We start from the raw sequence: 22445 nt of genomic DNA, 5'->3' as shown, positions 1-22445 counted from the left end.
GTGGATCTCGTGGCAGGCAACCCCGGCATGAGGAGCAGTGTAACGGCATCAGGTGACACTGCGGCGTCGGCGCAGCGCGGCAGGTCAGACGATCAGGCGCCGGGCCTTGGCCAGGGCGTCGAAGGCCATCCAGTCTTCCACCATGGCCGGAAGGGCCTTCAGCGGCACCATGTTCGGGCCGTCGCTGGGCGCCTTGTCGGGATCGGGATGGGTTTCGGCGAAGATCGCGGCGACACCCACCGCCGCCGCCGCCCGTGCCAGCACCGGTACGAATTCACGCTGGCCGCCGCTGCGGCCGCCCAGGCCGCCCGGCTGCTGAACCGAATGGGTGGCGTCGAACACGATCGGGCAACCGGTGCGGGCCATCACCGGCAGGCCGCGATAATCGGTCACCAGCGTGTTATAGCCGAAGCTGGCGCCACGCTCGGTCAACATGACATTGCCGTTGCCGGCGGCATCCAGCTTGGCGACCACATTGGCCATGTCCCATGGGGCCAGAAACTGGCCCTTCTTGACGTTGACCACCCGGCCGGTCTCGGCTGCGGCGACCAGCAGGTCGGTCTGACGGCACAGAAATGCCGGGATCTGAAGCACGTCGACCGCTTCGGCCGCCATGGCGCATTGTTCCGGCAGATGCACGTCGGTCAGCACCGGCATGCCGGTGGTCTCGCGGATCTCGGCGAAGATCGGCAGCGCCTCTTTCAGACCCAGCCCCCGCTCGGCATTGGCCGAGGTCCGGTTGGCCTTGTCGAACGAGGTCTTGTAGATCAGGCCGATGCCGAGCTTGACCGACATCTCCTTGAGTGCCGCCGACACTTCGAGCGCATGGGCCCGGCTTTCCAGCACACACGGGCCGGCGATCAGCACCAGCGGCAGGTCATTGGCGATCTCGAGCGCGCCGACGCGCACGCGGCGCAGGGTGTTCGGGGTCTCGGTCATGATCGGTGGGCCTTCCATCGATGGTCGGCAGCCCGGGCCACACCGGATGACCGGATATGGCCCGGGCCGGAGCGTCAGACGAGCCGCGACTGGTCCATCGCGGCACGCACGAACGACACGAACAGCGGATGCGGCTCGAATGGCCGCGACTTCAGTTCCGGATGGAACTGGACGCCGACGAACCACGGATGACCGGGCATCTCCACAATCTCGGGCAGCACGCCGTCCGGCGACAGGCCCGAGAAGCTGAGACCGGCCGCTTCGAGCTGCGGGCGATAATTGACGTTCACTTCCCAGCGATGCCGGTGGCGTTCGGCGATCCGCTCCACATTGCCATAGATGCTGGCAGCACGGGTACACGGCACCAGAGCACAGTCATAGGCGCCAAGACGCATGGTGCCGCCCAGATCGCCACCATGGCTGCGGGTTTCGGTCGAGCCGTCGCTGCGCTGCCATTCGGTCAGCAGGCCGACCACGGCTTCTTCCGTCGGGCCGAACTCGGTCGACGAGGCCTTGGGCAGACCGGCCAGATGGCGGGCGATCTCGATCACCGCCATCTGCATGCCAAAGCAGATGCCGAAATAGGGGATGCGCCGTTCACGCGCGAAGGTGACCGCCGCGATTTTGCCTTCGGCACCACGTTCGCCGAAACCGCCGGGCACCAGAATACCGTGCACGCCGCTCAGATGCTCGATCGCATCCTCGCGCTCGAACACCTGGGCATCGATCCATTTCAGCCGGACCTTGACGTTGTTGGCGATACCACCATGGGTCAGGGCCTCGTTCAGCGACTTATAGGCGTCCATCAGCTCGACATACTTGCCGACCACCGCGATGGTGACCTCGCCTTCCGGCCGCTTCACCCGGTCGACCACCCGTTCCCAGCCCGACAGGTCCGGGCGCGGCGCGCCGGTGATCCCGAACGACTTCAGAACCTGGGTGTCCAGGCCCTGTTCGTGATAGCGGATCGGCACCTCATAGATGGTCTCGACGTCATAGGCCGGCACCACCGCTTCCTCGCGGACATTGCAGAACAGCGCGATCTTGCGGCGGTCGGATGCGGGGATCTCGCGGTCGCAGCGCACCAGCAGGATGTTCGGCTGAATGCCGATGCCGCGCAGTTCCTTCACCGAATGCTGGGTGGGCTTGGTCTTCAGCTCGCCCGCCGCCTTGATGTAAGGCACCAGCGTGACATGGATGAACACCGCCCCCTCGGGGCCCAGCTCGTTGCCAAGCTGGCGGATGCTCTCCATGAACGGCAGGCTTTCAATGTCACCCACCGTGCCGCCGATCTCGCACAGCACGAAATCATGGGCATCCGCATCGGCCAGGATGAACTCCTTGATGCAGTCGGTGACATGCGGAATGACCTGAACCGTGCCGCCCAGGTAATCGCCACGCCGTTCCCGCGCGATCACCTCGGAATAGATCCGGCCCGAGGTGACGTTGTCGTTGCGGCGGGCGGCCACACCCGTGAAGCGCTCGTAATGGCCAAGGTCCAGGTCGGTTTCGGCACCGTCATCGGTGACGAAGACCTCGCCATGCTGATACGGGCTCATCGTGCCCGGATCGACGTTCAGATAGGGGTCGAGCTTGCGCAGGCGCACGCGATAGCCGCGGGCCTGGAGCAGCGCACCCAGCGCCGCCGAACCCAGGCCCTTGCCCAGCGAGGAGACCACGCCGCCGGTGATGAAGATGAAACGCGTCATGGGAAAAGCTCGTCCTGGTCTTTGGCGCGGGGGCGCGCGCACGTCGATAGGTGGGCACCTGGCGGGTCTGCGTCCGGCATCATGCTGCCGCGCCCAGAACCGCAGGCGGCCGGCGATCGACGCACCGGCCCTTGACCTGATCTCGATCTGCAAACCCGCGTCATGCGGGGTCCGGAAGCTCCGAGCCCCGCGGCCGAAGCGGCGCGGGGCCCGAAGAGGTGTCGTTTCAGTCGGCGGCCGGCGCCGTGGGCGGCGTCACCGTGTCGCCCGCCGGTGCCGGTGCCGCCGGCGCGGCCGGGGCCGCATCGGAGGTCGCGGGTGCCGCCGGGGCCGCGGGTGTGCTGGGCACGGCCGGCGCGATCGGGGCCGCGGGGCCGGTCGGTGTCTCGATGCGATCCAGGACCGAACTGCCCTTGGAATGGGTTCCGCCCAGAATCGCCAGGCCAAGGCTGGTGATGATGAACAGCGTGGCCAGCACGGCGGTTGCGCGGGTCAGCAGATTGGCCTGGCCGCGCACCGACATCAGACCGCCGCCGCCACCACCGCCGCCACCGCCGATGCCGAGGGCACCGCCTTCGCTGCGCTGCAGAAGGATCGTGATGATCAGCGCGATCGCCAGCAGCAGGTGGATGACCAGCAGAACACTTTCCATGGGGCGTGTGGTCCGTTCTCGAAAGTGTGGATGCGGGGCCGTCTCAGGGCTTGTCCGCGGATCTCGTGTCGGAGGGTGCGATCGTCAAGGGTGGCCGTCGGCTCAACGCGCCGGGGCGGCCGCCCCGATCGCGAGGAAATCGGCGGCCTTCAGGCTGGCGCCACCCACCAGGGCGCCATCGACATTTTCGATGGCAAGGATTTCCGTGGCATTGCCGGGCTTGACCGACCCACCATACAGGATGCGGATGCCATGGGCGTCGTCGCCGAAACGTTCGGCCAGGCGGGCGCGGATCGCGCCATGCACCGCCCGGATATCGTCATTGGTCGGCACCAGCCCCGAGCCGATCGCCCAGACCGGCTCATAGGCGATGACCAGCCGGTCCGGCGAGGCCCCGGCCGGAATCGAGCCGGCGATCTGGCGTTCCACGACCGCGACCCCCTCGCCCGCCTTGTACTGGTCCAGCGTCTCACCGACGCAGACGATCGCGACCAGGCCGGCGGCGGCGGCGGCGGCGGCTTTCGCGGCCACCTGCTCATCGCCTTCGTCATGGTCCTGGCGGCGTTCGGAATGGCCGACAATCGCATAGCGGCAGCCCAGATCTGCCAGCAGCACGGCGGCCACGTCACCGGTATGGGCGCCCGAGGCTTCGGCGTGGCAATCCTGCGCGCCCAGCGCGACGGTCGAGCCGGTCAGCGCATCGCCCACCACCGGCAGCAGCGGCGCCGGCGGGCAGACGGCAAGCTCGGCGGCGATCGACCCGGCACCGGCGGCCACGGCGGCGGCCAGCGCGCGGCCATCGGCCGACAGCATGTTCATCTTCCAGTTCCCGGCGACCAGCGGCGTTGGACGATGCGGCATGCCTGAAGACTCCTCCGAGAAGATGCTTGTTCAAAACGCCCGGCCGAAGCCTGGAAGACCGGTGCCGGGGTCCTTGCCGGCAGAACCCCGTGCGATCACGCACGCATCCACCTCCGGCAAACGCGTCCTCCGCGTCCGGTCGCGGCTGCTATAACATGCCTTGAAAGCCATTTCCAGTCGGCGCGGCACCATATACAGCAGGGCCGATATGCGGCCGGCCGGTTTCAAGATTGCGACGCAGGCATACCCGCTTCTATGATGCGCCCCAAACCGGACCGCCCCGCACCGCACCCGAGCGGCATGCCCGGCACATCCTGCCATCGGCGCCGATTACAGAGATCAGGACCTAGCACACATGTTGAACCAGCTTCGCTCCGCCTCTCGCCACTGGTTATTCCGTGTGTTTCTGATCGCGCTTGCGGCCAGTTTCGCGGTCTGGGGCATCGGCGACATCTTCCGCGACCGGCAGACCAACATCATTGCCGATGTCGGCGGCGCCGAAGTGACGCCGGCCGAACTCAGCCGGATCTATCAGGGCGAGATCGAACGCGCCCGCCAGGTCTTCGGCCCGACCTTCGACCAGTCCATGGCCCGCAGCATGGGTCTGCTTGAACGCTCGGTCGGCCTGGCGGTGGGCGACGCGATGATCCGGGCCGAGACCGACCGGCTGGGGCTTGGCGTCACCGACGAGATGATCGCCCGCGCGATCACCGAAGCGCCGGCATTCCAGGGGCTGGGCAACCGCTTCGACCGGCAGGTCTATGAGCAGGTTCTGGCCCGCAACGGCTATACGCCCGCCGATTACGAGACCTCGTTGGCCCGCGATCTGCGCCGCCAGCAACTGATCCAGGCGCTCGCGGCTCCTGTGCCGGCGCCGGAGCCGCTGGTCCGGCTGGACCATATGTTTGCAGCCGAGCAGCGCCGGTTGATCACCGCCCGCGTGCCCGCCGATCCGGCAGCCATCGAAGCCCCGTCCGACGAGGCGCTCACCGCCTATTACGAGGCGAACAAGGGCCGCTATGCCATCCCCGAGCGCCGCGCGGTCAGCTTCGCGACCCTGACACCCGAGGCGCTGGCCGCCGAGATCACTGTCGACGAAGCGGCGCTGCGCGAGGCCTATGACATCCATCTCGACCGCTACACCACCCCGGCCAGCCGGTCGGTCAGCCAGATGACCTTCCCCGACAAGGCCCCCGCCGAGGCGGCACATGCTCGTATCGTGGCCGGCGAGGATTTCGACACCGTCGCCGCCGATCTGGGTTTCGACCGCTCGACGATCGATCTTGGCCGGGTCACCCGCGAACAGATGCTGCCGGAACTGGCCGATCCCGCCTTCGCGCTGGCGGAAGGCGAGGTGTCGGCGCCGGTCGAGAGCCCGCTGGGCTGGCATCTTCTGATCGCGCGCGATGTTGTGGAGGGCCGGGTTCAGAGCTTCGACGAGGTTCGCCGCGGTCTGGACGACGAGTTGAAGCTCGACCGCGCCCTCGACCGCGTCTATGAGGAAGCGACCGGCATCGAGGACAGCCTGGCCGGCGGCGCCACCCTGGAACAGTTGACCCAGCAGTTCGGGCTCGATCTGGTGAAGATCGACGCGATCGCCGCCGACGGTACCGACGGCCTGGGCCGCGAGGTCGAGCGCGCCCCCGAAACCGACCGTTTCACCGCCCTTGCCTTCTCGACCGACCGGGGCGCCACCACGGCGCTGACCGAATGGGAGAACGGGCGCTATTTCATCCTGCGCGTCGACAGCGTCACCGAGCCCGAGGACCGGCCGCTTGACGCTGTGAAGGATCGGGTGATCGCCGACTGGCGTGCCGAGGAAGCCCGCACACGGGCCGAAGCCGCGGCCAACCGCATGGTCGAGGCGGTGAATGCCGGCGGCACGCTCGCCGCCGCCGCCGCCGAGGCCGGCATCGATGTCGAGACCCCGCCGGCGATTGACCGTCGCGGCCGCATCGCCGGTGCCGACGCCGCGGCACAGCCGCAGCCGGTCAATCTGCCGGCCGAACTGGTCCAGGACGCCTTCGCCGCCCGCACCGGCGATGCGGTGATGGCCGAGACCGCCAATGGCGGCCGCATCGTCGCGGTCGTGGCCGATGTGATCACCCCGCCGGCACCTGAGGGCGCCGAGGCCGCCGCCGCCGGCGCGCGGCTGGAGCAGGGGTTGTCGCAAGGCATCCTGTCGCAGTACGAAAAGGTGCTGCGCGCCCGCCACCCGGCCACGATCAACACCAATCTGATCGACCAGATGTATCCGGCGCAGGGCTCCTGAGCTCGTCGCCGCGCCGTCTCGCCACAATCATCCGGCCGGGTCCCGATCGCCCGGCCGCGCCGGAAAGCCTCGATCCCCGATGGATATCGCGCCCGATTTCGACCGCTTCGCCGCCATTTATGACGAGAACCGCGCGCAGGTGGTGTCAACGACCCTGGCCGCCGATCTGGAGACGCCGGTCTCGGCGATGCTGAAGCTGGCCGATCGCCGACCCTACAGCTTTCTGCTGGAATCGGTTGAAGGCGGCGCGGTGCGCGGCCGCTATTCGCTGATCGGCCTGAAGCCCGACGTGATCTGGCGGGTGGTCGACGGGCGGGTCGAGATCAACCGCGACGCCAGGGCCGACCTCGACGGCTTCGTGGTGGAAGACGGCACCGACCCGATCGCCTCGCTGCGCGCGCTGATCGCCGAAAGCCGCATCGACCTGCCGGCGGCCCTGCCGCCGATGGCGGCGGGGCTGGTCGGCTATCTGGGCTATGACATGGTCCGGTTCATGGAGCGGCTGCCCGAGCCGCGCCGCGACGCGCTGGGCATCCCCGACGCCATCTTCACCCGGCCGACGGTGATGGCGATCTTCGATGCCGTCGACAGCACCGTCACCCTGATCACACCGGTGCGCCCGGAACCCGGCTGCACCGCCGCCATGGCCTGGCGGCTGGCGCGCGAACGGCTGATGGATGTGGTATCGGATCTGGGACGCGGCCTGCCGGTGGGGCTGGCGCCATCGGCCGCCGACCTGGCCCCGGCGACCGAGCCGGTGTCGAATGTCGGTCAGGCGCGGTTCGAGGACATGGTCCGCACCGCCAAGGATTACATCCTGGCGGGCGACGCCTTCCAGATCGTGCCGTCACAGCGCTTCACCCTGCCCTTCCGGCTGCCGCCCTTCGCGTTTTATCGCGCCCTGCGCCGGCAGAACCCCTCGCCCTTTCTGTTCTATCTCGATTACGGCCAATTCCAGGTCGCGGGGTCGAGCCCCGAGATTCTGGTGCGGGTGCGCGACGACGTGATCACGGTCCGCCCGATCGCCGGCACCCGCCGGCGCGGCAAGGATGCGGCCGAGGATCAGGCATTGGCCGAGGAGCTGGCAGCCGACCCCAAGGAGGTCGCCGAGCATCTGATGCTGCTCGATCTGGCGCGCAACGATGTCGGCCGCTTCGCCCGCATCGGCACGGTCAAGGTCACCGAGAACATGATCATCGAGCGCTACAGCGCCGTGATGCATCTGGTGTCGAATGTCGAGGGTGAGCTGGCGCCGGCCCATGATGCGCTGGATGCGCTGATCGGCGGTTTTCCGGCCGGCACGGTGTCGGGCGCGCCCAAGGTCAGGGCGATGGAGATCATCAACGAGCTTGAGTCCGACCGACGCGGCGTCTATGGCGGCGGGGTGGGCTATTTCTCGGCCGGCGGCGCCATGGACAGTTGCATCGTGCTGCGCACCGCCGTGATCAAGGACGGCGAACTGCATGTCCAGGCCGGCGCCGGCGTGGTTGCCGACAGCGATCCGACCTCGGAATATGAAGAGACGCGGGCAAAGGCCCGGGCCCTTATCCGTGCTGCCGGCGAGGCCTGGCGATATGCCGGCGGCCTCGCCCGCTGAGCCGGGTCAGAAAGCGGCGTCAGGCTGCCTTGCCGCCGAAATCATAGCCGGCATCGTCGATCGCCTCGCGGACCGTGGCTTCCTCGTGATCACCGGTCACGGTGACCAGGCCGGCCGGCTGGTCCACCGCGATCACAGCGTCGGGCAGGCGGGATGACAGGGCGCGGCGCACCGCCTTGGCACAGCCTTCGCAGGTCATCCCCGCGACGTGATAACGCGTCTGGGCACTCATTCGGGTCTCACTCCTTGACGACGGGCCCATCCATGAAGACGGCGCCCTCCTCAGCCCGTGCGGGGGCTGCTTCCGTCTGGTCCGCTACGGTCCTTGGTTCCTCGGTGCCGGCATCGCCGGGCACGGGGATCAGGGCCGTCAACGGCACCAGTTCGATGCCCCGCGCCCTCGCCGCCGGCAGCCAGCGGGTCAGCACCCGCAGCGTTTCGGGATGCGGGTGGCCGATGGCGATGGCGCCGCCATGGCGGCGTGCGGCGGCTTCCAGCTTGTCCAACTGGCCCGCGATCTTGGCCTCGTCAATCTCGTGATCCAGAAAGATGTCGCGGGTGGCGTTGGGAATGCCGGTCGCGATCGCGCTGCTGGCGCCCACAGATTTCGCGGTGGTGCGGCTGTCCAGGAACAGCAGGCCGCGGGCCTTCAACTCAGCCATCACCGCCTGCATCAGCGGTGCGCTTTCGGTGGCACGGCTGCCCATATGGTTGTTGATGCCGACATAGCCACCGAACATGTCCAGGTTATGCTTCAGCCGGGCGACATTGTCGGCAACCGAAAGCGCAGGATCCAGGGCCTTGGGTCCGGGATCGGCGGGGCCGCTGGGCCGCATCGGCATATGCACCAGCAATTCGTGGCCAGCGGCATGGGCCTTGGCCGCCTGGACGCCGACATCACGGGCATAGGGCAGAAAGGCGAAGGTGATCGGGCCCGGCAGGGCGATGGCGGCGGCGCTCTGCGGCTTGTTCACCCCCATATCGTCGATGACGATCGCGACCCTCGGCCCCTTCGGCACGGCAGGGGCCTTGATCGCAAAGCGCTGCCAGGCGGGCATGCCCCCGCCCTCGGGCGGGCGCACGGCCGCATCCGGCACCGGTGGCACCATGGCTGCGACCTGACGTTCCGGTTCCGCCGGCGGCTGTGGCGCCGCGGCATCCGGCGCCCGTGCCGCCTGCGCCGGGCCGGCCGCGGGCGCCGCAGGTGTCGGCACTGGAGCCGGCGTCGGAGCGGGAGCCGGCATCGGAGCAGGAGCCTGGGCGGCGGTCTGCGCCGGAGCCGGAGCCGGGACAGGTGCGGAAGCCGCGCCCGACGTGGCCGCCTGCGGCCGGGACTCACGGCTCGCATCTTCGCCGGTGATGGTGGCGCCGCTACCGGCCAGATCCGGGCGCCATTCGCGGCCGGTGGGGGGCGGCGGCGCGGACGGCCTTCCGGCGGCGGCATTGGCCGGCGCAGGGGCAGGCGCGGCATCGGGTGCCGGCACCGCGGCACCGGCCGGCAGCGTCGGGCGTGCCACCTGCTCGTAACGCGCGGGCGTGATCAGCGACCCGATCACCGCCCCCGCCACCACCAGCAGGGCGATGCCGACCAGCCCATAAGCGGCGAACTGCCGACGGGCCAGCAAAGCCGCACCGAAGCGTGCCAACAGGCCGGGGCCGGCGGGCCGCTGGCCGCCGGCGGTGGGCCCGCGCAGCGTTTTCGGCCGCGCGCCGGGCTTTGCCGGCGGGGTGCGCGGGCCCGCAGCCTTGGTGCCCGTGCCTTTGGTGCCAGTCCCTTTGGTGCCCGCGGCCTTTGCACCCGTTGTCTTCGCACCGCCGCCCTTGGCGGCAGCCTTTGTGGCCGCCGCCTTCGAGGCGGGGGTCGCGGCCCTGGAGCCCGTCTTGGCCTGGGGCTTCGACGAAGCCGCCTTGGCCGTCTGCTGGCCGCCGTTGGTGCCGGTTCTTGCCTTGCGGCCGGCGCCACTGCCCGTGCGGCTGCCGTCCTCGCCCTTGGTCATCGTGTCTGGTCCGTGTCCGATCTGTTCTGGGCCGGCCCGCGGCCGGCGGGCGCACTATACCGGATCATGCGATGTGTGCCGATCAGATGCGCCTGCGGCCCCGAACTGGTCACCGGCGCCATCATCATGAAGGCCCGCGTCGTCTTCATGAGGATCGGCCAGATCGTCGAGGATCGGGCAGTCCGGACGGCCGTCGCCATGGCATGTCTCCACCAGATGCGCCAGCGTCCGGCGCATGGCCGCAAGCCCGGCCATGCGCCGGTCCAGTTCGGCGATCCGGGCCAGGGCCAGGTCGCGGACATCGCGGCTCGCCCGGTCGCGATCATCCCACAACGCCAGAAGGTCGCGGACCTCGTCGACCGCGAAGCCCAGCCGCCGGGCCCGCAGCACGAACCGCAGCCGGTCGACCGCTGCCCGCGGGTACTGGCGATAGCCGTTCGCCTGCCGGTCAGGCCGCGGCAGCAGGCCGATCTCCTCGTAATAGCGCACGGTCTTAGGGTTGGTGCCGGCGGCTGCCGCCAGGACGCCGATGGTCAGAACACTCATGCCACACCTCGCTCCAAATCCGCCGGGCGCCAGCGCGCCAGCAGCAGGGCGTTGGCCAGAACGCTCACCGAACTCAACGCCATCGCGGCACCGGCAAACACCGGATCCAGCAGCCCCAGCGCCGCCAGCGGAATCCCGATCGTGTTGTATCCAAAGGCCCAGACCAGATTCTGGCGGATCTTCGCCCGGGTCAGCCGGCAGATGTCCAGGGTTGCCGGCAGCAGCGACGGGCTCTGGCGCATCAGCGTGATATCGGCCGCCGCCATCGCGACATCCGTGCCGCCGCCGATCGCCACCGACAGGTCGGCGGCGGCAAGCGCCGGCGCGTCATTCACCCCGTCGCCGACCATCATCACCCGGTGGCCCTGGGTCTTGGCCGCCGTCACCGCATCGGCCTTGGCAGCGGGATCGGCGCCGCCGGTCGCCTCGGCGATGCCAAGTCTGGCGGCAACGGCGCGCGCGGTCGCCGGTGCGTCACCGCTCAACATCCTGACCGTGATCCCGCGCCCGGTCAGGGCCCGCACGGCATCGGCCGCGTCCGCGCGCGGCGCATCGGCCAGCACGAAGCCGCCAAGCAGCCTGGGGGCGGCATCATCGGGCACCGCCGCCAGCCATACCACCGTCGCGCCATCGGCCTCCGCATCGTCGGCCTCGGCGCCGGCCGCATCGGGCAGCGCCATGCCGGCATCGGTCATGAAGCGCCGAGACCCGAGGCGATGCGGCACATCGCCGATCAGCCCTTCCACACCCGCACCGGGCCGGTTGCGGCGCCCCGCCACCACGGCCGGAACCACGTCCCCATCCTCGGCCGCCGCCCTGATCGCGCGGGCCAGCGGATGTTCGCTCGCCTGCTGCAGGCCGGCGGCACGGGCCAGGGCCGCGGCCGCAGCGACCTCAGGGGTGCCGCCGTCGATCTGGCGCAGCAGCCGGGGGCGGCCTTCGGTCAGGGTACCGGTCTTGTCGATCAGCGCCAGATCGATGCCGACGCCATGATCGAAGGCAGCCGGCGACCGCACCAGAATCCCGGCGCGGGCGGCGGCACCGGTGCCGGCCACGATCGCCGCCGGCGTTGCCAGGCCCATGGCACAGGGGCAGGCGATCACCAGCACCGTCACGGCCGCGATCACCGCATCCGGCCAGTCAGCGCCGGCGATCAGCCAGCCACCGAAGGTGCAAAGCGCGATCACCACCACCACCGGCACGAAAACCGCGCTCACCCGGTCGACCACCGCCTGAACCGGCGCCCGGGTCGCCTGGGCATGCTCCACCATCCGCACCACCTGGGCCAGCGTCGTGTCGCGCCCGACCCGCGCCACCCGCGCCAGCAGCGGATCGCTGCCATTGACGGTGCCGGCCGACAGGCTCGCGCCCGGCGCCTTGTCGACCGGCAGGCTTTCACCGGTCAGCATGGATTCATCCGTGCTGCCCTCGCCCTCGATCACCCGGGCATCGGCGGCGATCCGCTCCCCCGGCCGGATCGACAGCACATCCCCCACCCGCAATGCTGTCACGGCCACGTCGCTCTCGCTGCCATCGGCATTGCGGCGGCGGGCGGTGTCGGGGCGCAAGGCCGCCAGCGCGCGGATCGCCGCACCCGTGGCGCGGCGCGCCCGGCCTTCCATCCAGCGGCCGAACAGCACCAGAACCGTCACCGCCGCTGCGGCTTCGAAGTACAGATGCATCGCGTGATCGCGCGCCAGCCACAGATAGACCGACAATCCGAATGCCGCCCAGGTGCCCAGCACCACCAGCAGATCCATATTGCCGACACCGGCCTTCAAAGCACCCCAGGCCGGACGCAGAAAGCGTCGCCCAAGGCCGATCTGCACCGGCGCTGCCAGCAGAAGCTGCGCCCAGCCCGGCAGCGGCGGCACACCGAACGGCATCCAGACCATCTGGCCGACCAGCGGCAATGCCAGCACGGCCCCGATGATCACCTCGATACCCAGACGGCGGCTGTCGGCCACCTCCTGCGCCTGGCGGGCGTCGCGCGGATCGGCGCCGATTCCGCCATCGGCGGCCCCTTCCGTGATGATCGCACCCTCATAGCCGGCGCGGGTCAACGCCGCCAGCAGGGCATCGTCGTCGGGCTGACCATCACCCGGGGCCAGCGTCACCAGCGCCTCGTGCGTCGCCAGACTGACCTCGGCATCGCGCACGCCGGGCAGCTTGCGCAACGCTCGTCCCACCCGGTTCACGCAGGTGCCGCAGGTCATGCCTTCGACCGCCAGCCGCCGTTCAACCGCATCACCGGCCGCATCGGCCGGGCGGTCGAGATCGTGTTCGCCTGCAATCATGGTCATCATCGTCGTCCTGGCTGTTCCGTGCGGCGGCCCCCACCGCAGCGGCGCATCCATCGGCGATGCGGTGGCGTTGGGAACCATTCGACAGGCAGTGTGCAGCTTCCAGCGACTGGAAGGTCAAGCGGCATCGACGGCAAGCCCGGCCGCGGGACATCTTGACGCGGCGGGACGCGCGGGGTTTCCTGTGGCCCGGTCGCGCATGCCGCACATCCTTGGAAGGGGCACAGGCCCGATGATCCTGCTGGTGGACAACTACGACAGCTTCACCTGGAATCTCGTCCATTATCTGGGCGAGGCCGGGGCCGAGGTCGAGGTGGTGCGCAATGATCAGCTGACCGTGGCCGAGGCCATGGCGCGTGCCCCTGAAGGCATCGTGCTCTCCCCCGGCCCCTGCGATCCCGACCGCGCCGGTATCTGCCTGGACATGGTGGCGGCGGCGGCCCGCGCCCGGCTGCCATTGCTGGGCGTGTGCCTGGGCCATCAGACCATCGGCCAGGCCTTCGGCGGCCGGGTGGTGCGTGGTCCCCGGCCGATGCATGGCAAGGTGACGCCGATCCGGCATCTGGGCGGCGTGCTGTTCGATGGTCTGCCGGCGCAGTTTCCCGTCACCCGCTATCATTCGCTGGTGGTGGCGCGCGACGGTCTGCCCGACAGCCTCAGGATCACCGCCGAGGACGATGACGGCGTGATCATGGGCCTGTCGCATCGCGACCTGCCGATCCATGGGGTACAATTCCACCCTGAGAGCATCGCATCGGCTCATGGCCATGCCCTGATCGCCAATTTCCTGACCGTTACCCAGACCCCAACCCTTGCGACCGCATCCGCGACGGAGAGCGTATGAGTTCCCAGACGACCGGCCAGCCGCCCGAGCCCGCCCCTGAAGATTTCCGTGCGCTGATCGCCCGCGTCGCCGACGGACATCCCCTCACCCGCGATCAGGCGCGCGATGCCTTCCGCCTGATGATGGGTGGCGAAGCGACGCCGGCCCAGATCGGCGGCTTTCTGATGGCGCTGCGCGTGCGCGGGGAGACGGTCGACGAGATCACCGCCGGCGCCGAGGTGATGCGCGCGAAGGCGATGTCGGTGCGGGCGCCCGACGGCGCGGTCGACACCTGCGGCACTGGCGGCGACGCCCGGGGCACGTTCAACATATCCACTGCCGCATCGTTGATCGTGGCCGCCTGCGGGGTGCCGGTCGCCAAGCATGGCAACCGGGCGTTGTCGTCCAAATCCGGGTCTGCCGATGTGCTGAAGGCACTGGGCCTGAACATCGATGCCGATCTTGAGCGCGTGGAGCGTGCCGGCCGCGACGCCGGCTTCTGCTTCATGATGGCGCCACGCCATCATGCGGCGATGCTGAATGTCGCAGGACCTCGTGTCGAGCTTGGAACAAGAACCATCTTCAACCTGTTGGGACCACTTGCCAATCCGGCCGGCACCCGCTTTCAGTTGATGGGGGTGTTTGCGGCCCGCTGGGTGGAGCCGGTGGCGCATGTGCTGCGCAATCTGGGCTCCGAGCGCGCCTGGGTGGTCCATGGCCGCGACGGGCTGGACGAGATCACCATCACCGGCGAGACCGATGTCGCCGAACTGGTCGATGGCGAGGTTCGCCGGTTCACGATCGCGCCCGAGATGGTCGGCCTCGACCGCTACGCGCCGGACGACCTGAAGGGCGGCGATGCCGCCACCAATGCCGCGGCGATCCAGGCCATGCTGGCCGGTGCGCCGGGCGCGTTGCGCGATGTGGCGCTGCTGAATGCGGCGGCGACCCTGGTCATTGCCGGGGCCACGCCCGACCTTGCCACCGGCGTCGCCCGCGCCCGTGAGGCCCTCGACAGCGGGCGCGCCACGACCGTGCTCGACAGGGTCATCGCCATCACCAACGGCCGGGAGGGCTGACCGCCATGACCGGAACATCGCCGGCGACCGCCGATACCCTGGCCCGGATCTGCGACGACAAGCGTGTTCACATCGCCGCCTGCAAGGCGCGGCGGCCTCTCTCCACGCTGGAATCCCTGTTGCCGGACGCGGCTCCGCCGCGCGGCTTTCGCGCGGCACTTGCGGCCCGCATCGCCGCCGGCCAGCCGGCGCTGATCGCCGAGGTGAAGAAGGCGTCGCCGTCCAAGGGCCTGATCCGGGCCGATTTCGACCCGGCGGTGCTGGCGCGTGCCTATGAGGCGGCAGGAGCCGCCTGCCTGTCGGTGCTGACCGACACGCCGTATTTCCAGGGCGAGGACGCCTATCTGGTCGCGGCGCGCGCGGCCACCGCCCTGCCGGTGCTGCGCAAGGATTTCATGCTCGATCCCTATCAGGTGGTCGAAGCGCGCGTGCTCGGCGCCGACTGCATCCTGCTGATCATGGCGGCGCTCGACGACGGGCGCGCGGCGGAACTGGAAGCGTTGGCGATGAACCTGGGCATGGATGTTCTGGTCGAGGTTCACGACCGGGCCGAGCTTGATCGCGCGCTCAAGCTGACCAGCCCGCTTCTGGGTATCAACAACCGCAATCTCAAGACCCTGGTCGTGGATGTTCAGACATCGATCGATCTTGCGGCAGGGGTGCCGGCCGATCGGGAACTGGTTTGCGAAAGCGGGCTCGACGGCCCGGCCGTGCTGGAGCGGATGATGGCTCATGGCATGCATCGTTTCCTGGTCGGTGAAAGCCTGATGCGGCAGGCGGATGTGGAGGCGGCCACCCGCCATCTGCTCAGCGCCCGCGCGCCGGCCGTGGCTGAGTGAGGGATTGATGACCGACAGCACGAATAACGGCGGCGCCAGTGGCCTGACCCATTTCGACGCGACGGGTGCGGCGGTCATGGTCGATGTCTCGGCCAAGGATGTGACCGAACGGGTCGCGATCGCGGAAGCCCGAGTGCGCATGGCGCCCGAAACCCTGGTGGTGGTGCGGCGGGGCGATGCCAGGAAGGGCGATGTCATCGGCATCGCCCGGCTCGCCGGCATCATGGGCGCCAAGCGCACTGCCGATCTCATCCCGCTCTGCCATCCGCTGCCGCTGCAATCGGTGACAGTCGATATCGAGCCGGACGACGCCCTGCCCGGCCTGGTGATCCGGGCCACCGCCAGGGTCACCGCGCGTACCGGTGTCGAAATGGAGGCATTGACCGCCGCCAGTGTCGCAAGCCTGACGGTTTACGATATGCTGAAGGCGATCGATCGTGGCATGACCATCGAAGCCGTGCGGCTGATCGAGAAACGCGGCGGCCGTTCGGGTCACTGGACGGCGCCGACCCTCATTCCGGAGCCCTGAGCCCCATCATGCTGAGAGCCCGATCATGCTGACCGTCGACGACGCCCGCGCCCGCATACTCGACGAGGCCAGACCGCTTGGCACGGAAACAGTCGCCCTGGCCGATGCCCGCGGCCGGGTTCTGGCGGGTGATCTGGTGGCGCGGCGAACCCAGCCGCCGCAGGCGATGTCGGCGATGGATGGCTGGGCATTGCGCACAGGCGATCTGGCCGCCGGGCGCACCGAATTTCATGTGGTCGGGGTGTCGCGGGCCGGCAGCGGCTTTACCGGCATGGTCGATGCGGGACAGACGGCGCGCATCTTCACCGGTGCCCCTGTCCCGGACGGGGCCGATATCGTGGTCATCCAGGAAGACACCCACGTTGCCGCTCATGATGATGACGGCCAGCCGCTGCGGATGGCCCTGACCGACAGGGTCGAGCCGGTTGCCGGCGCGAATATCCGCCCCGCCGGCATCGACTTCGCCACCGGTGCCGTCGGCCTGCAGGCCGGACGGGTGATGGATGCCCGCGCCATTGCCCTTGCGGCCGCCATGGGCCATCCATGGTTGCAGGTCATCAGGCAGCCACGGGTCGGCGTGCTCGCGACCGGCGACGAACTGGTCCGGCCCGGAGAGCCGATGGGCCCCGACACCATCGTCGATGCCGTGACCCCGGCACTGATGGCGCTGATCCAGGATGCCGGCGCCGTGCCGGTCGATCTCGGCATCGCGCCCGATGCTCGCGACCGGATCGATGCGGCGCTGACCGCCGCCCATGGCTGCGATCTTCTGCTCACCATCGGGGGCGCCTCGGTCGGTGATCACGATCTGATGCAGGCAGCATTGATCAGCCACGGCGCCAGCATCGATTTCTGGAAGATCGCCATGCGGCCAGGCAAGCCGCTGATGTATGGCCGGATGGGCGGCATGCCGGTGCTGGGCCTGCCGGGCAACCCGGTGTCGGCCTTCATCTGCAGCTGGTTGTTCGCCCTGCCGCTGATCGACCGGCTGGCCGGCCGCACACCGCGTGATCCGGCACCGGCGCGCCTGCCCCTGGCGGCACCCGTGGCGCAGAACACCATGCGCCAGCATTACATGCGCGCCCGGCTTCAGACCGACGCGGACGGACACCAGACCGTGCTGCCGGTGCGTGATCAGGACAGTTCTCTGCTTTCGGCGCTGGCCGATGCCGATGCGCTGATCCTGCGTCGGCCGCATGCGCCGGCCGCAGAGCCGGGAACCGAGGTCGAGGTTCTGCGCTTGTCGCCCATGGGTTGATCGCATGCATCGGCACACGAAACGTGTGGCGCAGTACTCATTGCGCGCACCAATTGCATTTTGCGAACAGCCGTGAACAAGACTGAAACAAAACAGCGACACCGCGCTTGACGCTCGCCCTGACCGGGCGTAGCTTCAATTCGATGTTGCGTCTTTGTTCTGGGCGCCGACAGACCGACAGACAGGCGGGCCCGCCATCCCCATCGGCGTGGCGTGAGGCCGGCTTGCGATCGATTTCGGGGGAGGTGCTGGTGCTCACACGCAAGCAGCATGAACTGCTGCGGTTCATCCTCGACCGGGTGCGCGCCACCGGCGTCGCCCCATCCTTCGAGGAAATGAAGGATGCGCTGGATCTGAAGTCCAAATCGGGCATTCACCGCCTGATTCTGGGGCTGGAGGAGCGTGGCTTCATCCGCAGGCTCGCCCATCGCGCCCGCGCGATCGAGGTGATCCGTCTGCCGGACGGCGCCGCCTTCCAGATGCCGGGGGATGTGCTGCCCGGCGCCCATCATGGCGGCCAGGTCAGCAATGCGCCGGCAGGCGGCCCTGCCGGCACGGCCATGCCGCAAGCGCAGCCGCGCGGGCCCCGGCTGGTCGACGTCACCACCGGTCGCGGCTTTGTGGCCGAGGGTGGCGACGGCAGTGGCGCCGGAGGTGCCCGGTTGCGCAGCATCACCCGCCCGCCATTGAGCGCGCCACCACGCAGCACCCAGGCCGATGACGCACACAACATCGTCCTGCCGCTCTATGGCAAGATTGCCGCCGGCACGCCGATCGAGGCACTGTCCGATGCCGAACGCACGGTTGAGGTGCCGGCCGGACTGGTGCCGTCTGGTGCCGACTATTTCGCACTGGAAGTCGACGGTGACTCGATGATCGAAGCCGGGATCATGAGCGGCGATACCGTCATCATCCGTCGCGCCGATACGGCCGATAACGGCACCATCGTGGTCGCCCTGATCGATGGCGGCGAGGCGACGCTGAAGCGCCTGCGCCGCCGCGGTCAGGCGATCGCGCTGGAGCCCGCCAACAAGGCTTATGAGACCCGGATCTATCGTCCTGATCAGGTGAAGGTTCAGGGTCAACTGGTGGCCTTGTTCCGTCGCTATGCCTGACGGCAAGCCTGTCCGCCATCATGACAGGATGACAAGGCCGCCCGCCGGTTTCCGGCGGCGGCCTTGTGTCGCTGGTGGCCACGGCGGCGCCGACGGCCCGCGTTGCCGATGATGATCACCGACGCCGACCTCATCCGGTCGGCTATCGGACGGCGCGGCATCATCGACCGGCATCATCGACCGGTGTCACGGCGGCACGCACCCAGGGGCGCTGCCCGCGCACCGATCCTGTCTCGTCGATCGCCACCCCATCCGAGCCCAACCTGATGGCGATGCTGCCGGCAGTCTGGTCCGGTCGCCGCCGGTCGATCAGCCGGGCGGCGCAGGGCGGGGTTCCGGTGTCGTCGGGCCCGGCGGCGCTGGCGGCGATCACCACCAACTGTGCCGTGGCGCAGGCTTCGGCGAGCCGGCCGCCATCCATCACCAGGGTAGCCGTCAGGTTCTGTCGGGTCATGCGGCACAGGCCCGCGCGGCAGGCAAGGCCCGGCTCCGTCGTATCGGCCGTGAGCGGGCGGATCGCATCGGTGCCCAGCGCCTCTGCCCATTGGTTCAGCACGAAGCGGTTGCGGCGGTAATCGGTCGCCAGCAGCGCGCCGTCATGGCCGCGGACGGCAAGGCTTCGGCCATCATCGCTGACCAGGATGTCAGGCAGAGCCGGATGCGCCGCGATGATCACGCCGGCCAGCACCGGCACCAGCCCGGCCCAGCGCCACGGCCGCCGCCAGATGGCCAGCCACAATCCGCCAAAGGTCATCAGCAGCAGCGCGCCGGCGCCGAATGCCGGCACCAGCACCACGGCACCGGACCACGAGGCGATCATGGTCGCCGTGGCAATCACCAGATCCATGCCACGCGCCGACAGGGTGAACAGCAGGTCGGCGTTGAAGCCGTCCGGCAGTGGCAACAGCGTCGCCAGACTGCCGGCCAGGGCCGTCGGCATGATCCAGAACCCGGTCAGCGGCACCGCGATCAGGTTCGATACCAGCCCATAGCCGGTGGCGCGTCCGAAGGCATAGGCGGCATAGGGTGCGGTGGCGAGGCCGGCGATGCTCGACGTCGCCAGCATGCCGAAGATCCAGGCGCCGGCCCGCGACAACGCCGGCCGGCCTCCGCCCGCATCCATGCCGGCCAGTCGCCGGATCGCCGCGCTTTCATACAGCGCGATCAGCGCCACCACCGCCGCGAACGACATCTGAAAGCTGGGGCCGATGATCGCCGCCGGTTGAACCGCCAGCACCACGATGGCCGAACTCGCGATCAGCGACATCGACAGCACCGGTCGATTGGCCAGAATCGCGAGCAGGCCCAGCCCGGTCATGATGAAGGCGCGCTGGGTGGGAACCGCGAAGCCGCCCAGCGCCAGATAGCCGGCGGCACCGGCAAGGGCCGCGAGGCTTGCGACCTTGCGCCCGGAAATCCGGTCGGCCACTGCCGGCAACAGCGCCATCACCAGCCGGACCACGCCGAAGATCAGCCCGGCGACCATGGTCATGTGCAGGCCCGAGATCGAGATCAGATGGGCCAGACCGCTGTCGCGCATCGCCTGATCGACCGGGTCCGGAATCGCGCCGCGCAGGCCCGTGACCATGGCCGAGAGCACGGCGCCACCGGCGCCGGGCGCCGCCTGCCGGATACGGCGGTCCAGGGCCAGGCGGCCGCGCTCCACCGCTTCCCGCGTGGTCTGCAGGGTCAGGCGCGGTGCCGGTGGGCGGGTGACCATGGCTGATCCATAGGCGTAACCAATGGCGCCAAGCTGCTGAAAATAAGCCGCACGGGCAAAGTCATACCCACCAGGTATTACCGGTGCCGACGGTGGCGACAGATTAACCCGCATCCGCACGCCATCGCCCGGCGCGGGCAGCCCGCCCGCCTGCGGCCGCACCGTCACCCGCACCCGTGCCGGCAGGGTGTCGCGGGTCAGGCCATCGATCCAGGCCGGCACGATCAGCAACCGGCCGCCGCCGGCACCATCGGGCTCCACAGCCAGAACCCGGCCGGCCAGTGGCCCGCGATAGGGCTGTTCCAGCACCGGTGCCGTGACCAGCGCGGTGCCGAGCCCCGACACGGCCATACCGCCGGCCATCCAGGCAAATCCCAGGCAGGTCAGGGCCAGCCATGGCCGCCGCGCCCGCGCCATGACCGACAGCGACCAGATGGCGGCGGTTGCCGCGAACAATATCCAGAGCGGCGGATCGCGGACCAGATCGACATGAATGCCGCAACCGGTGGCGAACAGCACCGCACCCCACAGACGCCAGCGGTCCTGTTCCGCGCCAAGGCAGGTCTGGATCCAGCCGGTCAGGCGGCCGCCGCTCTGCCGCCACAGCCGCCGCAATCGGCCATCGTCCTGGTCGGCGCCGCCATCTACGCCAATCAGGGTCATGGCAGCCGCCCACCGGATAACGACCCGCGGCATCCGGGATGCGCGGTGCGGTTTTTCATGCTAATCAGGGGGCCACTCGCCGTGCCCGGCGCGGCGCCCATTCGAAAGCCGTGTTCCATGACCGTCGTCACCCGTTTCGCCCCCTCGCCCACCGGCTATCTGCATATCGGCGGCGCACGCACTGCGCTGTTCAACTGGCTGTATGCGCGACATACCGGCGGTGTCTTTCTACTGCGGATCGAGGATACCGATCGCCAGCGGTCAACCAAAGCGGCGATTGATGCCATTCTGGATGGATTGCGCTGGCTGGGCCTGGATTGGGACGCGCCCGAGACCTATCAGGCCGCCCGTGCCGATCGCCACGCCGCCGTCGCCCATGACATGCTGGCGCGCGGCCGGGCCTATCACTGCTGGTGCACACCGGAAGAGCTTGAGGCCCAGCGCGCCGAGCAGCGTGCCGCCGGCAGGCCGGTGCGCTATGACGGCCGCTGCCGTCACCGTGACCCGGCGACCGTTCCGGCCGGGCTGAAGCCTGTGGTGCGGCTGCTGGCGCCGTCCGAAGGCGAAACCGTGGTCGAGGATCAGGTTCAGGGCACGGTGCGGTTCGCCAACGACCAGCTCGACGATCTGGTGCTGCTGCGCGGCGACGGCACGCCCACCTATATGCTGGCGGTGGTGGTCGACGATCACGATATGGGCGTCACCCATGTCATCCGCGGCGATGACCACCTGACCAACACCGCCCGTCAGATCCTGATCTCTCAGGCCAACGACTGGGCGCTGTCGGTGTTCAGCCACATCCCGCTGATCCACGGTCCCGACGGTGCGAAACTGTCGAAGCGCCATGGTGCGCTCGGGGTCGATGCCTATCGCGATATGGGTCTGCTGCCCGAAGCCGTGCGCAACTATCTGCTGCGTCTGGGTTGGGGCCATGGCGACGATGAAATCATCTCGGATGCCCAGGCCATCGAATGGTTCGACCTGTCGGCGATCGGCCGCAGCCCGTCGCGCTTCGACATGGCGAAGCTGACCAACCTGAACTATCACTACCTGCGGAATACCGCGGATGACCGGCTGGTCGAACTGGTCGTACCGTTTATCGAGAAGGCTCTGGGCCGCGGTCTGACCGAGGATGCACGGGCACGCCTGCTCGCCGGTATGCCCGGATTGAAGGATCGCGCGAAGACCTTGATCGAACTGGCTGATAGTGGCGTGTTTTATGCCGCCGAACCACCATTCGATTTCACGCCCAAGGCCGCGAAGATTCTGGATGACGGCGGTCGTACCGTCCTGGCAGCCCTCCGCCCGGCGCTGCTCGCGCTTCCCGACTGGGACGATGCCGCCCTGGAAGAGGCTGCCCGCGCCCATGCCGACACGAACGGCCTGAAGCTTGGCGCGGTGGCCCAGCCGCTGCGTGCCGCCATGACCGGTACGACCGTGTCGCCCCCGATCTTCGAGGTGCTGCGCGTGCTGGGCCGCGCCGAATGCCTGCGCCGGCTCGACGCGGCGCTCTGATCACCCCAGCCGGCGATCACGACAACTG

18 protein-coding genes are annotated in these 22445 nt (G+C 69.1%); 9 read left to right on the top strand and 9 right to left on the bottom strand.

What is annotated here, in order from left to right:
* Positions 1-84: 84 nt before the first annotated feature.
* The 4 genes from kdsA to tpiA all read right to left on the bottom strand — a co-directional run bounded on the left by kdsA (position 85) and on the right by tpiA (position 4161).
* Entirely contained in the window at positions 85-939 is an 855-nt protein-coding gene (gene kdsA / locus WG924_RS03195) for a 3-deoxy-8-phosphooctulonate synthase (RefSeq protein ID WP_345931571.1), read from the bottom strand.
* A gap of 74 nt (positions 940-1013) precedes the next feature.
* Positions 1014-2648 carry a CTP synthase gene (gene pyrG, locus WG924_RS03190; protein WP_345931570.1) on the bottom strand — a complete coding sequence of 545 codons (1635 nt, stop codon included), beginning with the start codon at positions 2646-2648 and terminating at the stop codon, positions 1014-1016.
* 226 nt (positions 2649-2874) lie between these two features.
* Positions 2875-3300, bottom strand: coding sequence for a preprotein translocase subunit SecG (secG, locus tag WG924_RS03185; protein WP_345931569.1), 426 nt, complete (start codon positions 3298-3300; stop codon positions 2875-2877).
* A gap of 102 nt (positions 3301-3402) precedes the next feature.
* Positions 3403-4161 carry a triose-phosphate isomerase gene (tpiA, locus tag WG924_RS03180; protein WP_345931568.1) on the bottom strand — a complete coding sequence of 253 codons (759 nt, stop codon included), beginning with the start codon at positions 4159-4161 and terminating at the stop codon, positions 3403-3405.
* Positions 4162-4516: 355 nt separating this feature from the next.
* Here tpiA and WG924_RS03175 point away from each other — a divergent pair, with 355 nt between their 5' ends.
* Together WG924_RS03175 and trpE are read left to right on the top strand one after the other, a co-directional pair.
* Entirely contained in the window at positions 4517-6433 is a 1917-nt protein-coding gene (locus tag WG924_RS03175; RefSeq protein WP_345931567.1) for a peptidyl-prolyl cis-trans isomerase, read from the top strand.
* Positions 6434-6512: 79 nt separating this feature from the next.
* On the top strand, positions 6513-8030 hold the full coding sequence (gene trpE / locus WG924_RS03170; protein WP_345931566.1) for an anthranilate synthase component I: 1518 nt from the start codon (positions 6513-6515) through the stop codon (positions 8028-8030).
* Positions 8031-8049: 19 nt separating this feature from the next.
* On the opposite strand, the gene WG924_RS03165 is transcribed toward trpE, so the two are convergent.
* From WG924_RS03165 to WG924_RS03150, 4 genes are read right to left on the bottom strand one after another with little or no spacing between them, the layout of a single operon-like run.
* Positions 8050-8262 carry a heavy-metal-associated domain-containing protein gene (locus tag WG924_RS03165; RefSeq protein WP_345931565.1) on the bottom strand — a complete coding sequence of 71 codons (213 nt, stop codon included), beginning with the start codon at positions 8260-8262 and terminating at the stop codon, positions 8050-8052.
* 7 nt (positions 8263-8269) lie between these two features.
* The gene (locus WG924_RS03160) at positions 8270-10027 is read right to left on the bottom strand and encodes a divergent polysaccharide deacetylase family protein (protein ID WP_345931564.1); all 1758 of its coding nucleotides are present in this window, start codon (positions 10025-10027) and stop codon (positions 8270-8272) included.
* 54 nt (positions 10028-10081) lie between these two features.
* Complete coding sequence (locus tag WG924_RS03155) at positions 10082-10573, bottom strand: MerR family DNA-binding protein (RefSeq protein WP_345931563.1); 492 nt, start codon at positions 10571-10573, stop codon at positions 10082-10084.
* The gene (locus tag WG924_RS03150) at positions 10570-12876 is read right to left on the bottom strand and encodes a heavy metal translocating P-type ATPase (protein WP_345931562.1); all 2307 of its coding nucleotides are present in this window, start codon (positions 12874-12876) and stop codon (positions 10570-10572) included. The genes WG924_RS03155 and WG924_RS03150 overlap by 4 nt, the downstream gene beginning before the upstream one ends.
* 232 nt (positions 12877-13108) lie before the next feature.
* On the opposite strand from WG924_RS03150, the gene WG924_RS03145 reads away from it, so the two are divergent.
* The 6 genes from WG924_RS03145 to lexA all read left to right on the top strand — a co-directional run bounded on the left by WG924_RS03145 (position 13109) and on the right by lexA (position 18519).
* Positions 13109-13720, top strand: a complete 612-nt coding sequence (locus WG924_RS03145) for an anthranilate synthase component II (RefSeq protein ID WP_345931561.1) — start codon at positions 13109-13111, stop codon at positions 13718-13720.
* A complete protein-coding gene (gene trpD / locus WG924_RS03140; protein ID WP_345931560.1) occupies positions 13717-14778 on the top strand; it encodes an anthranilate phosphoribosyltransferase in 1062 nt (353 codons plus the stop codon). The genes WG924_RS03145 and trpD overlap by 4 nt, the downstream gene beginning before the upstream one ends.
* A 5-nt stretch (positions 14779-14783) precedes the next feature.
* On the top strand, positions 14784-15617 hold the full coding sequence (trpC, locus tag WG924_RS03135; RefSeq protein WP_345931559.1) for an indole-3-glycerol phosphate synthase TrpC: 834 nt from the start codon (positions 14784-14786) through the stop codon (positions 15615-15617).
* Positions 15618-15624: 7 nt separating this feature from the next.
* A complete protein-coding gene (moaC, locus tag WG924_RS03130) occupies positions 15625-16146 on the top strand; it encodes a cyclic pyranopterin monophosphate synthase MoaC (protein ID WP_345931558.1) in 522 nt (173 codons plus the stop codon).
* A 25-nt stretch (positions 16147-16171) separates the two neighbouring features.
* Entirely contained in the window at positions 16172-17404 is a 1233-nt protein-coding gene (locus tag WG924_RS03125) for a molybdopterin molybdotransferase MoeA (RefSeq protein ID WP_345931557.1), read from the top strand.
* Positions 17405-17655: 251 nt separating this feature from the next.
* Positions 17656-18519, top strand: a complete 864-nt coding sequence (gene lexA, locus WG924_RS03120; RefSeq protein WP_345931556.1) for a transcriptional repressor LexA — start codon at positions 17656-17658, stop codon at positions 18517-18519.
* A gap of 160 nt (positions 18520-18679) precedes the next feature.
* Here lexA and WG924_RS03115 read toward each other — a convergent pair whose 3' ends face one another.
* Positions 18680-20902, bottom strand: a complete 2223-nt coding sequence (locus WG924_RS03115) for a ComEC/Rec2 family competence protein (protein ID WP_345931555.1) — start codon at positions 20900-20902, stop codon at positions 18680-18682.
* Positions 20903-21019: 117 nt separating this feature from the next.
* On the opposite strand from WG924_RS03115, the gene gltX reads away from it, so the two are divergent.
* Entirely contained in the window at positions 21020-22417 is a 1398-nt protein-coding gene (gene gltX / locus WG924_RS03110) for a glutamate--tRNA ligase (protein WP_345931554.1), read from the top strand.
* Positions 22418-22445 lie beyond the last annotated feature (28 nt).

Source organism: Tistrella arctica (genome assembly GCF_039630945.1).
Classification (GTDB): Bacteria; Pseudomonadota; Alphaproteobacteria; order Tistrellales; family Tistrellaceae; genus Tistrella; species Tistrella bauzanensis.
Note: the sequence above shows the minus strand (reverse complement) of the source record. Positions and strands in the feature narration are given on the sequence as shown.